Genomic DNA, 13,055 nt, shown 5'->3' on the forward strand with positions numbered 1-13,055 from the left:
CTACTTACTCATCCTTTCTTCAACTTTTTCTGTAAACGGTACAGTTCATTTAATGCTTCTAGCGGTGTCATATCTAGTAAATCTATTTTTTTGATTTGTGTTAATACTGCTGTTTCTTTTGAATCGAGTACAAACTTATCTTCTTTTTCCGCTGTTTGTTCCACCGCAAAGAAGGATAGCTGTGATTCTTCTTCCACTTCTTCTTGCGGCAATGCCTCTAGTTCTTCTTTCACGACTACAGGTTCTTGTACGATTTCTTCTGGAACTTTGACTTCCGTTCGTTTTGGAATGGTTACTTCCTCTTGACCTTCAAGCTGCGCTAATACTTCTTTGGCACGAGCGATTAAGCTATCTGGCAGCTCTGCAAGCTGGGCAACGTGAATTCCGTAACTCTTATCTGCTGCTCCTTCTTGAATTTTATGCAAGAAGACAACTTTTCCGTTTTCTTCAATCGCTGAAACATGCACATTTTTCAGTTGATCTAAACTTTCTTCTAACACTGTTAATTCATGATAGTGTGTTGAAAATAACGTTTTCGCACCAATTTGATCATGAATATGCTCAATGATTGCTTGCGCTAATGCCATACCGTCATACGTAGATGTACCACGACCAATTTCATCAAATAAAATTAAGCTTCTTTCCGATGCATTCGCAATCGCATTTTTTGCTTCTAACATTTCAACCATAAACGTACTTTGGCCTGAAATTAAATCATCTGCTGCCCCAATTCTCGTAAAGATTTGGTCAAACACAGGGAGTACAGCTTCTGCTGCTGGTACAAAGCAACCGATTTGCGACATAACAGTAATAAGTGCTAATTGACGCATATACGTACTTTTACCGGACATATTTGGACCAGTAATTAAAAAAACATCCATATTTTCAGGCATTATACAATCATTTGGAACATACAACTTGCCGTTTAATACTTTTTCAACGACCGGATGACGGCCATCTTTAATAAAGATTTCTCGTTTACTCGTTAATATTGGTTTTACAAATTGTTCTTCTTCACTTACAGTTGCAAAGCTTTGAAGGACGTCTAGTTCACTAATAATTTTCGCTAATTGCTGTAACTTCGGAATAAACACTTTCACTTCTTCGCGAAGAGCCGTGAATAAATCATATTCTAACTGAACGATTTTTTCTTCTGCTTCTAAAATCAATGTTTCTTTTTCTTTTAATTCGTCTGTAATAAAACGCTCTGCATTCGCAAGTGTTTGTTTTCGTTCATAGCGTCCTTCTGGAAGTGCGGTAAGGTTTGCTTTTGTAACTTCAATATAATAACCAAAAATACGGTTGTAACCAATCTTTAATGATTTAATTCCTGTTATATCACGCTCACGTTTTTCAAGCTCTGCAATCCATGTTTTTCCGTTTTTACTTACGTAGCGATATTGATCTAATTTCTCACTATAACCGTCTTTTATAATGTCACCATCTTTTATAGAAAGTGGCGGATTTTCTTGAATACTTCTCTCTAATAATGCCGTTAAGCTTTCACAAGGATCAGCACCTTGAATTAAGTTTGCAGCATAAGAATTATCTAACAGACTAACTGCCTCTAAAATAGCCGGAACTTGCATTAAGGAACGCTTTAATTGCAGTAAATCACGTGCATTGACATTTCCATATGAAACTTTTCCTGCTAACCGTTCTAAGTCGTATACTTCTTTTAATTTTTCTTTTAAATCTTCACGTAAGAAATAATCGTTCACAAACGTTTCAACCATCTCTAAACGTTCTTCAATTTTTTCTTTTTGAATGAGTGGGCGTTCCATCCACTGTTTTAACATTCGTCCACCCATTGCTGTTTTTGTTTTATCTAACAACCATAATAGGGAGCCTGTTTTTTCTTTTGTTCGAATGGTTTCTGTTAGCTCCAAATTACGTTTAGAGTGAACATCAATCTTCATAAATTGATTTGTATAATAAATTTCAACCGGTTGCAGGTGATCTAGTGAACGTTTTTGTGTTCGTAAAACATAGTTAAATAAACGTCCAACTGCTGCAATTAATTTCGTTTGCGTTACATTTTGAACGAGGTGTCTAAGACTCTCTGGAATTTTCGTTTCTTCCTCATATGAAACCGTCATTTTTAATGTTGCTAACATCTTGTCCAATTCTTCCTTAGAGAACGTGGAAGATACGACAATCTCTTTCGCACCCGTTGCATATACTTCTAGTAATACATCTTCAAGTGTTCCAGTTAACAATGTTACTGTATTTTGACCTGTTGTTAAGTCATTACATGCTAATGCATAGGAACCATCTTCAAAATGTGCTAGTGCTGCGAGAAAATTATTTTCCTTTTCATCTATTGTACGACCTTCCATCATCGTTCCTGGCGTAATTAACTGAACAACTTCACGGCGCACAACACCTTTTGCTGTTTTTGGATCTTCAACTTGTTCACAAATTGCTACTTTATATCCTTTTTCAATCAGTTGTTCAATGTAGTTTTTCGCAGCGTGATACGGTACCCCGCACATCGGAATCCGTTCGCTCCCGCCCCCATCGCGACTCGTCAATGTAATTTCAAGTTCATGTGCTGCTTTTACAGCATCCTCAAAAAACATCTCATAAAAATCGCCTAATCGAAAAAATAAAAAGGCATCTTGATAATCTGCCTTGATCTTTAAATATTGCTGCATCATCGGCGTGTACTGTGCCATTTTGATCCCCCATACGTCTTTCTTTTTCACTTTAAAAATATATTATAACACAATTATACACGAATGATTTTGTTCCATCATCTGAAACATATACAAAAAGCTAGGAAGAGATTCTCCCTAGCTTCGACTTATTCTTCTTCCTCTAGGATAAAGTTCGGATCAAGTTCTTCAAACTCGTCATCATCTACTTCAACTTCAACTTCAAATTGCTGATCATCTTCTTGACAGCCCTCCGGATTCACACTCACACAAATTTTTGTTTCACCCACGACTTCTATTACAAATTCCCGTTCCACAGTGACAGCCATTTTGTTTCCATTTGGTGAAATAACAGCTTCTAAACAATTTGGATGTTGTACGACACGTGCAACAATTTCTAAATCTTCCCCAGAAAAGTTCTTATCACGATAACCAATGTTCACATCATCTGTGTAATGCACACGCTCTGTCACGACTTCTGTTTTCGTATTTTCTTCATACGAATACCATGTGTTAATATCGTAGAATCCTTCGATTTCTACATACTTTCCATTTTTATTTGCTTCATATGCATGGTTAATAACCCAACACCCCAAAATACTTGTCGGCGGATGATTTGGTGTAACAGTGTGGGTTGTTTTCATATACTTACGCCCTTTTCCCACAACTGCTTTCGTAATAATTTCTCTAAATTCAGACATACGAACCCCTCCTCAATGAATGTTCAATTCATTATATGCGGGACAAATGCGGAATGTGTTATTCTTTTTTGCAAATGCTCTGTCCTACTCATTATGTAACGTGAAACTTCTACTTTCTAGAAGGAGATAATACATAAAATGAAACAAAAAGAGATGTCGAATTCGACATCTCTTTTAACAGCCACATGTGCCTTTTTTATTTGCTACTTCAGCACCTGTTTCTCCTTTTAATACATCGCCGCCAGTTGAAATTAAAATTTCATCTGTGACCTTGTTTGAAATTGTACTTGCGACAAGCTGCAATAAATCATTTACATATGTTTGAGAAGATTTGAACTGCTGTACAACTGGAATTTCATCCAGTTTATCTTGCAACGCATCAATTTCTGATTCTACTTTTTTTAGCGCTTCCCATTTCCCATAATGTTGTAGATTCACTGCTTGTTTTTGCAAAGCTTTAATTTCATCAATCGTGCGTTTTACATTCTCATTTTTATGAATTTGCGCTTCTGCACGTTTAAAGAAATCAACTTCTTCTGTTTCAGAAATCATTTTTGCTAATTCCTTCGCTTGCTCTACAATTTCATCTTTTGTAAAGATTTTCATCTATTATTTCACCTCGATCGGCTCCTCAACCAATTCCCCGTTTAGAGACCAAGTTTTTGCTTTTGTTATTTTCACTTTTACAAGCTGACCGATTACAGATTTTGGAGCTACGAAGTTTACAAGCTTATTGGCACGTGCATAACCTGCAAGTACATCAGGATTATTTTTACTCTCTCCATCAACAAGCACTTCAACAATTTGTCCTTCATACGCTTTATTCTTCTTCGCAGAAAATTCATTTACTAACGCATTTAAACGTTGCAAGCGTTCTTTTTTCACTTCCATCGGTACATTATCCTGCATTTTAGCAGCTGGTGTGCCTTCACGTGGTGAATAAATAAATGTATATGCACTATCGAAACCTACTTCGCGATATAACGACATCGTTTCTTCAAATTGTTCATCTGTTTCATTTGGGAAACCGACGATAATATCAGTCGTTAGTACTACATTTGGAATCGCTTCTTTAATTTTACGTACAAGTTCTAAATAATGCTCACGTGAGTATTTACGTGCCATAATTTTCAACATATCCGTACTTCCAGATTGTACTGGTAAGTGAATGTGTTCAACTAAATTGCCGCCTTTTCCAAGTACTTCAATTAAACGATCATCAAAGTCGCGCGGATGGCTTGTTGTAAAACGAATACGTGCTACGTCAATCTTACGAAGTTCATCCATAAGATCTCCTAAACCATATTCCATATCTTCAAAGTCTTTTCCGTATGCATTTACGTTTTGACCAAGTAGTGTAATTTCTTTATAACCATTTGCCGCTAAGTGACGTACTTCTTTAATAATGTCCTCTGGACGACGGCTACGCTCTTTACCACGAGTATACGGTACAATACAATATGTGCAGAATTTGTCACATCCGTACATAATGTTTACCCACGCTTTAATATCCCCACGGCGTACTTTCGGAAGATTCTCAATGACATCTCCTTCTTTTGACCATACTTCAACAACTGTCGCTTTCGAGAACATAGCATCTTTTAAAATGTATGGTAAACGGTGAATGTTATGTGTACCGAATACCATATCTACATGCTGATGTTTTTGCATAATTTTGTTTACGACAGATTCTTCTTGTGACATACAACCGCAAACACCGACTAAAAGATCAGGATTTCTTTGTTTTAAAGATTTTAAATGTCCAAGTTCCCCGAATACTTTATTTTCAGCGTTTTCACGAATTGCACATGTATTTAATAAAATCACATCTGCATCTTCTGTAGAGAATGTTGGTTCATATCCAAGAGTTGTAAAGATACCGGCCATTACTTCCGTATCATGCTCATTCATTTGACATCCATAAGTACGGATATAGAACTTTCTTCCTGTACCAAAATTGCGAAACTCTTCAGGTAAGCCAAAATCACGCTCAATTTTAATTTCTTCTTTTCCGCGTGTTTTCGCATCCTTTAAAGAAGGTGGCTGATATACACTTTCAAAATATTTACTGTAATCTTTTTCTGCTTTTTTAGTAGTTGAAGTTGCTTGTTGACCTGCTAATCGTTGCTCTTCGTTCATGAATAATCTCCTTTCAACCTTACATATACACAGTTTTGACTTTTAGTTGTTGTTTATTTTGTCTTTATAAAAAGCCTATCGCTTCATTCCTATACACATTATTATAGTATAAAGCGTTCAGTCAAATTAAACAATAGAGAGGCCTTGCATTCATGAACGATTTTACCTGATACTAAAGGGAGGTGAAGAGCTCGTATATAATGTAACTCTTATTTATTATTCTATCATTCTGAATTTTCTTAGTAAAGGAAGTATACCCCATCACAAAGATACTTTATCATAACTTTGCATTAGAAAAGGCTATCGAAATTTCGATAGCCTTCATATATTACATAAATTCTGCTACAAGTTCATCAAACATTTTTTGGTCCATTTGCAAATCAGCATGAACTAATGGTTTTTCACTATATCCTTTTACAAGCTCTTGGTAAGAAGGTTGCTCTGTATTTTGATAAATTAAACCTGTTACTAAACCTTTGTTTTCCATTAATGTTTGCATAGCAACCATACGATTAGATGGATCATATCCTTCTACTTCGCTAAGCTTTGTTAAATTCTCTTTAAACCAATCATACGTATTTACCTTGTTATAAGTTACACATGGGCTAAATACGTTAATAAGTGAGAACCCTTTATGTTGAATACCAGCTTCAATTAGCTGTGTTAATTCTTTTAAGTCACTAGAGAAACTTTGTGCTACGAACGTTGCTCCAGCAGTTAATGCCATTTCCATTACAGATAGTGCTGGCTCAATCGACCCTTGCGGCGTACTTTTTGTCTTAAAGCCCGCTTCACTACGAGGAGAAGTTTGGCCTTTTGTTAAACCGTAAATTTGGTTATCCATAACAATGTACGTAATATCAATATTACGACGAATAGAATGAATTGTATGTCCCATACCGATTGCAAAACCGTCACCGTCACCACCAGAGGCAATAACTGTTAAATCACGATTTGCCATTTTTACACCTTGTGCAATTGGAAGGGCACGTCCATGAATACTATGAACACCGTAAGAGTTAATATAACCAGAGATACGACCGGAACATCCGATACCAGAAATAACCGCTAATTCATCAGGATTCAAGCCTACATTTGCAGCCGCACGTTGAATTGCCGCTTGCACTGAGAAGTCCCCACAACCAGGACACCAGTTTGGCTTTACACTATTACGAAAGTCCTTAAATGTTGCCATTTAAAACAACCCCTTTTTTGCATTCGTTGTAAATTTCTTTCGGTAAGAATGGATTTCCGTCATATTTCAATAGGTTAGAAATTTTCTCACCGTGGCCAAGATTCATCTTCATAATATTAGCAAGCTGTCCAGTTGCATTGTTTTCTACAACGACAACACGTTTTGCACTCTTCACAAGTGGCAGCATTTCAGCTGTTGGGAACGGATGAATTAGACGAACATGAGCATGGTTTACTTTTAACCCTTCTTGCTCTAAACGTTCCATCGCTTCTTCAATTGCACCACGAGTTGAGTTAAAGCCTACTAATAATACATCAGCGTCATCATATTTAGCATTTTTATATACAGGGGTATTAAATTTAATGTTTTCCATTTTTCGGAAACGTTTATCCATTTGTGCATTGCGATTAAGTGCTGACTCTGATGGTTTACCTGTTTCATCGTGCTCTACGCCTGTTACATGGTGAATACCATTTTTCATACCAGGTACAACACGTGGTGAAATGCCATCTTCTGTTACTTCATAACGTTTGAAGTATGCTTTATTTTCACGCTCTGGTAACTCCGCATGTAAATCAAGTTTACCACGGCGAATTTCAACCTTTTCTAATTGAAGTGGTTCTACTGTTTGTTTGCCTAAAGAAAGTTGTAAATCTGTTAAAAAGATTACAGGAACTTGATATTCTTCCGCTAAGTTAAATGCTTCTACAATATCATAGAACGCTTCTTCAGCAGTACTTGGTGCCATGACGATTTTCGGAATCTCGCCATGCGTACCGTAAATCATTGCCATTAAATCAGATTGTTCTTGTTTTGTTGGCAAACCAGTACTTGGCCCACCACGTTGTGTATCAATGATAACAAGAGGTGTTTCTGTAATCCCAGCTAAACCAATTGCTTCCATCATTAGAGATAAACCAGGACCTGCTGACGCTGTTAATGTACGTACACCAGCATAGTTTGCACCGATTGCCATCGTACAAGCAGCGATTTCATCTTCAGTTTGAATAACAGTTCCTCCTACTTTTGGAAGCTTCTTAATTAAGTATTCCATAATCTCAGAAGCAGGCGTAATTGGATAAGCAGACATAAAACGAGCACCACCAGCTACTGCGCCAAATGCGATTGCATCGTTTCCAATCATAAACATGCGTTGTTTTCCATCTGCTTTTTCAAGTTGCATCATATTTACTTTTTCGCCTAGCAATTCTTTCATATATTGAGAGCCGCGTTTAATTGCTTCCATGTTTTTCTCAACAACTTGCTCTCCTTTACGACCAAAAATCTCATCAACAACTTCTAAATATACATTTTCGTCTAATCCTAATACAGCACTAGACGCTCCTACCGCAACCATGTTTTTCATTAAAGATGTACCAAGTTCAGAAGCAATATCCGTAAACGGAATCGCATATAATGTTGCATCTGCTCCCTCTGGAATGCTTGGATTGAATTTTGCATCTGCAACAACAATCCCACCTGGACGTAGTTCGTGGAAGTTAAAGTCAATTGTTTCTTGATCAAACGCAATTAAGATATCTAAATCATCTGATATTGCGCGTACTTCTGTTGTACTTACGCGAATTTTATTGTTTGTATGACCACCTTTAATTCGTGATGAAAAGTGGCGATAACCATATAGATAATAACCTAATCGGTTTAATGCAATACAAAAGATTTCTCCTGTACTTTCAATTCCTTCACCTTGTTGCCCTCCAACTTTCCATGAAAGTTGACTAATCATCTCCTACACCCCTTTAGCTTCATACATTGTAGTGTATTTTTTTACAGTACTAGTTTAGCACTTTTTGAGCCAAGAAACTACAATGGACACAAATTATACCTCTTCTGATTTCAGTAAATGTTTTGCATAATCTTAATTCGTTTACAATTCTAGCTCTACCACTGTAAAAATGCAAGAATTTGATACAATTTTATCGAATATTTTTCAAATTTTCTAATATTTAATTTTCCTCTATAACCTCTTGTATAAGGGTAATTTAGAATGAAATGTGGTGTATAAAATTACGATATGTGAAATTGTTTACTTGTTCTTCTTTATATCGTTTTAATAGTTCATTTATGACATATTCATAATGTTCATACCGTTCCACATGTACCACTGTTTCTGTTATTCCATCAAAATCTGATCCAAATCCAACATTCTTTTCTCCACCAAGCATACATACATGCTCAACATGGCGCAATATATCATCCATACAAACAGACTTATTTGCAGCTAAAAACATCGGTACAAATGTTATCCCAATCATCCCATCTTTTTGGATTAATGCTTTTATTTGTTCATTCGTTAAGTTTCTTGGATGCTGACATAACTCGTAGCTATTCGAATGAGAAGCAATGAGATGATTTGCAAGTTCTATCACATCCCAAAATCCTTTCTCTGACAGATGTGAAACATCTGTCCATACTTTGTAACGGTTTAACTCGTCCACTGCTTTTTTTCCAAACAGTGTTAGACCACCGCCTCGGGACTCTAATGCTCCGTCAGCAACTAAATTCGCATAGTTCCAAGTAAGTCCAACAGAACGAACCCCAAGATAATACAACGTTTTCAGCTTCTCTAATTCATTTCCAATTGCATCGCATCCTTCTAAAGTTAAAAGCGCTCCAATTTCATCTTTTCCTAATTGCTGAATATCTTCTTTTGTCCTGATCCATTTTATATTCGGCAGTGCCAAGATTTGTTCGTGAAATATATTTGTCATCTCTAATGCAACTGCAAATCGTTGTCCATATGGCACTTCTTCCGGCACATAAATCGCAAAACATTGAACACTGCCGCCATTTTGTTTTAACTGATCGTATGTAATATGTAAAGATGAATCATTTTGAAAAGATTTTTTTCCTTTTCCCATCCATAACTGCCATAATACATCACAATGCGCATCAAAAATTTCCAATGTTCTTCATCCCTTCTTCTAGAACCAGCCTCATTTACTATTCAATTTGAAGCGAAGCTCTTCTTACAGAAAATGATAAAGTGAAACTTTAATCAGTGAGGATTTTTTCAGCCCCCACTGATTATTAGTTAAACCAATCGGGCGCATGCCAGCAGTTATCCCCCATCTATCTTCTTCGATTTTCTCTGAATCTTGAGGTGGGCGTCTTACTGCCCGTTAATGTGGGATAAAAATGACCTGTTTGCAAATGCAAACAGGTCATCCAATTTAACGAGGTTCTACAATTAATTTAATCGCTGTGCGTTCTTCACCATCAATCATAATATCTGTGAAAGCTGGGATACAAATCAAGTCCACACCACTCGGCGCTACAAATCCTCTCGCAATTGCTACTGCCTTCACGGCTTGATTCAATGCACCAGCACCGATTGCTTGCATTTCTGCTGAACCGCGCTCACGAATAACTCCAGCAAGTGCACCAGCTACAGAGTTAGGTACCGAAGTTGCTTTAACTTTTAATATTTCCATTGCTCGTTTCCTCCTCGTTTCTTAAAAAAAGTATTAGCGATTGAATTCACTTTTAACTTATATTCACGAGCAATGATTCATATTCCTGCTAAAATTCTGTAATTTTTCTAAAAATTAAAATATATTTTATTTTCTAACTTTTGTGTTTCTTATTCAAAAAATGGCTGGTCATCATTAATTAAAATACGATCAATTTTCTTAGCTTTTCCTGTATTTGGATCCACATCAATTAACACAGCACTTAACTGTGTTCTTCCATTCGTTACTTCAAATCGTACTGGAAGATTTGTTAAAAACTTCTTCAATACCGCTTCGCGATCCATCCCTAAAATCCCATCATATGGACCTGTCATACCAACATCCGTAATATAAGCTGTTCCCTTTGGTAAAATACGATTATCCGCAGTTGGAACATGCGTATGCGTTCCAACAACCGCTGTAGCGCGTCCATCTACATACCAGCCAAGCGCTTGCTTTTCACTCGTTGTTTCAGCATGAAAATCAATAAAAATAATATTCGTACGCTTTTTCGCAATCTTAATCAATTCATCCACTTTACGGAATGGACAATCAATTGGTGGAAGGAATGTGCGACCTTGTAAATTAATCACTGCAACTTCTATACCATTACAATTCACAAAAATAAGCCCTTTTCCTGGTGTTCCTTCCGGGAAATTTGCTGGTCTTGCAAGGTACTTTGCATCATCGATAAATTCAAAAATTTCGCGGTTATCCCATGCATGGTTTCCAAGTGTAACTGCCTGTGCACCGCACTCTAAGAAGTTACGATAAATTTTCTCTGTAATTCCACGTCCACCTGCAGCATTTTCTCCATTAATAATCGTAACTGTAGGTGTATATTTTTTCTTTAATGCAGGCACGTAATCTTGAATCATACTTCTTCCTGGCGAGCCTACTACATCCCCAACAAATAAAATTCTCATTGTGTTTACCCTTTCCATCTATACTTTCCTCGTAGTTTAGTTTTATAAGTAGCAATCTCTACTTATGAAAAATACGAATTTACTTACATTATTCTATCTCATGAATCGTTTCCGATTCTACATACTTTTCTATATTGTGTCCATTCCCGACACAAAAAAATAAAGTGGTGTAACACCACCACTTTATTTTGCGTATTCAACTGCACGTGTTTCACGAATAACAGTAACTTTAATATGACCTGGATAATCAAGTTCATTTTCAATACGTTTTCGAATATCACGCGCTAAACGATGAGCCTCTAAATCATCAATTGTATCTGGTTTCACTAAGATACGAACTTCACGTCCAGCTTGAATTGCATAGGATTTCTCAACACCTTCATAAGACTCAGAAATCTCTTCAAGCTTTTCAAGACGACGAATATAATTTTCAAGCGTCTCACTTCGTGCTCCAGGTCTTGCTGCTGACAGTGCATCTGCCGCTGCCACAAGAACTGCGATGATAGAAGTCGGTTCAGTATCGCCATGGTGAGATGCAATACTATTGATAACAACAGGATGCTCTTTATATTTTGTCGCCAGCTCAACACCAATTTCAACGTGGCTGCCTTCAACCTCATGATCGATCGCTTTTCCGATGTCATGTAATAAGCCAGCACGACGAGCAAGCTTTTCGTCTTCACCAAGTTCAGCTGCCATTAGTCCAGCTAAATAAGCAACTTCCATAGAGTGCTTTAAGACATTTTGACCGTAGCTTGTTCTAAATTTCAAACGACCTAAAATCTTAATTAAATCTGGATGTAACCCGTGTACGCCCACTTCAAAAGTCGTTTGTTCTCCAACTTCACGAATATACTCATCCACTTCACGTCTTGATTTTTCAACCATTTCTTCAATACGTGCTGGGTGAATACGGCCGTCTTGTACAAGTTTATCAAGAGCAATACGAGCAGTTTCACGACGAATTGGGTCAAAGCCTGATAAGATTACTGCTTCTGGTGTATCATCGATGATTAGATCAATACCTGTTAACGTTTCTAGTGTACGAATATTACGACCTTCACGTCCGATAATACGTCCCTTCATCTCGTCATTTGGAAGATTTACAACTGAAACCGTAGTTTCAGCAACGTGATCAGCAGCACATCTTTGCATAGCTAAAGATAAAATCTCTTTCGCTTTCTTATCTGCTTCTTCTTTTGCACGTATTTCAGTTTCTTTTACCATAACAGCGATTTCATGCGAAACTTCATTTTCAACTTTTTCTAGGATAATGGCTCTTGCTTGCTCACGCGTTAGGCTAGAAATACGCTCTAATTCATCTTGCTGTTTTTGTACTAACTCTCCCACTTTGCTTTCCAAATCTTCAATCTGCTGTTGTCTTACTACAAGAGATTCCTCTTTCTTCTCTAACAATTGCTGACTTTTCTCAAGCGATTCGTCTTTTCGATCAAGGTTCTCTTCTTTTTGCATTAAACGATTTTCTTGTTTTTGTAACTCGCTTCTTCGGTCACGAATTTCTAATTCTGCTTCTGTACGAAGTGTATGAATTTCATCCTTTGCTTCTAACAGCGCTTCTTTTTTCAGTGCTTCTGCTTGACGATTTGCATCTTCTACAATACGCTTCGCTTCATTGGCCGCACCGTTAATCTTCGCTTCTGCAATGGACTTTCGAACAAAAAATCCAACAACTGCACTGACGATGGCCAGCAAAATGGAGATGAGTAGCCAAACTACATTACTCATAATTTCACCTCCTCTTGCTATGAATGAAAAAAGACTGCATGGATGTACATTGTTTGCGCTTGCAACGTACAGCAATGACTGTCGTCCCGCCTTTTTAAGGGACTTTCTTCATTTCACAATTAAAATAGACATATGCTTATTTCGGAAAGTATCAGTCCTATCCGAATGTTACTTCTCTTCTTGAGAAGAGTGTATCGTATATAATATAAGAAAAAATATAC

The 13,055-nt window shown here is 37.0% G+C and carries 10 protein-coding genes; all 10 read right to left on the reverse strand.

What is annotated here, in order from left to right; all coding sequences use genetic code 11:
* Positions 1-8: 8 nt before the first annotated feature.
* Positions 9-2,678 (reverse strand): DNA mismatch repair protein MutS, encoded by a 2,670-nt coding sequence (gene mutS, locus NKR74_RS15475; protein WP_253630184.1) that lies wholly within the window; start codon positions 2,676-2,678, stop codon positions 9-11.
* A 128-nt stretch (positions 2,679-2,806) separates the two neighbouring features.
* Complete coding sequence (gene cotE / locus NKR74_RS15480; protein WP_098309738.1) at positions 2,807-3,358, reverse strand: outer spore coat protein CotE; 552 nt, start codon at positions 3,356-3,358, stop codon at positions 2,807-2,809.
* Between the two features lie 174 nt (positions 3,359-3,532).
* A complete protein-coding gene (locus NKR74_RS15485) occupies positions 3,533-3,964 on the reverse strand; it encodes a YlbF/YmcA family competence regulator (RefSeq protein WP_098309735.1) in 432 nt (143 codons plus the stop codon).
* Positions 3,965-3,967: 3 nt separating this feature from the next.
* On the reverse strand, positions 3,968-5,497 hold the full coding sequence (gene miaB / locus NKR74_RS15490; protein ID WP_253630185.1) for a tRNA (N6-isopentenyl adenosine(37)-C2)-methylthiotransferase MiaB: 1,530 nt from the start codon (positions 5,495-5,497) through the stop codon (positions 3,968-3,970).
* A gap of 328 nt (positions 5,498-5,825) precedes the next feature.
* The gene (locus tag NKR74_RS15495; protein WP_253630186.1) at positions 5,826-6,692 is read right to left on the reverse strand and encodes a 2-oxoacid:ferredoxin oxidoreductase subunit beta; all 867 of its coding nucleotides are present in this window, start codon (positions 6,690-6,692) and stop codon (positions 5,826-5,828) included.
* Entirely contained in the window at positions 6,679-8,436 is a 1,758-nt protein-coding gene (locus tag NKR74_RS15500; RefSeq protein WP_098309732.1) for a 2-oxoacid:acceptor oxidoreductase subunit alpha, read from the reverse strand. Before NKR74_RS15500 ends, NKR74_RS15495 begins: the two co-directional genes overlap by 14 nt.
* Positions 8,437-8,692: 256 nt before the next feature.
* Positions 8,693-9,616 (reverse strand): dipeptidase, encoded by a 924-nt coding sequence (locus NKR74_RS15505; RefSeq protein ID WP_098309731.1) that lies wholly within the window; start codon positions 9,614-9,616, stop codon positions 8,693-8,695.
* A gap of 267 nt (positions 9,617-9,883) precedes the next feature.
* On the reverse strand, positions 9,884-10,144 hold the full coding sequence (gene spoVS, locus NKR74_RS15510) for a stage V sporulation protein SpoVS (protein WP_020059065.1): 261 nt from the start codon (positions 10,142-10,144) through the stop codon (positions 9,884-9,886).
* Between the two features lie 149 nt (positions 10,145-10,293).
* Positions 10,294-11,088: a TIGR00282 family metallophosphoesterase gene (locus NKR74_RS15515; RefSeq protein ID WP_098309774.1), complete on the reverse strand. Its 795-nt coding sequence runs from the start codon at positions 11,086-11,088 to the stop codon at positions 10,294-10,296.
* 183 nt (positions 11,089-11,271) lie between these two features.
* On the reverse strand, positions 11,272-12,834 hold the full coding sequence (gene rny / locus NKR74_RS15520; RefSeq protein ID WP_098309730.1) for a ribonuclease Y: 1,563 nt from the start codon (positions 12,832-12,834) through the stop codon (positions 11,272-11,274).
* Positions 12,835-13,055 lie beyond the last annotated feature (221 nt).

Source organism: Bacillus sp. 3103sda1 (assembly GCF_024159135.1).
Classification (GTDB): Bacteria; Bacillota; Bacilli; order Bacillales; family Bacillaceae_G; genus Bacillus_A; species Bacillus_A rhizoplanae.

Coding starts and splice junctions, on each gene's coding strand:
- spoVS (WP_020059065.1), bottom strand. CDS start 10,144: ATGGAAATATTAAAAGTTAAAGCAACTTCGGTACCTAACTCTGTAGCT.
- cotE (WP_098309738.1), bottom strand. CDS start 3,358: ATGTCTGAATTTAGAGAAATTATTACGAAAGCAGTTGTGGGAAAAGGG.
- mutS (WP_253630184.1), bottom strand. CDS start 2,678: ATGGCACAGTACACGCCGATGATGCAGCAATATTTAAAGATCAAGGCA.
- NKR74_RS15500 (WP_098309732.1), bottom strand. CDS start 8,436: ATGATTAGTCAACTTTCATGGAAAGTTGGAGGGCAACAAGGTGAAGGA.
- NKR74_RS15515 (WP_098309774.1), bottom strand. CDS start 11,088: ATGAGAATTTTATTTGTTGGGGATGTAGTAGGCTCGCCAGGAAGAAGT.
- NKR74_RS15485 (WP_098309735.1), bottom strand. CDS start 3,964: ATGAAAATCTTTACAAAAGATGAAATTGTAGAGCAAGCGAAGGAATTA.
- miaB (WP_253630185.1), bottom strand. CDS start 5,497: ATGAACGAAGAGCAACGATTAGCAGGTCAACAAGCAACTTCAACTACT.
- NKR74_RS15495 (WP_253630186.1), bottom strand. CDS start 6,692: ATGGCAACATTTAAGGACTTTCGTAATAGTGTAAAGCCAAACTGGTGT.
- rny (WP_098309730.1), bottom strand. CDS start 12,834: ATGAGTAATGTAGTTTGGCTACTCATCTCCATTTTGCTGGCCATCGTC.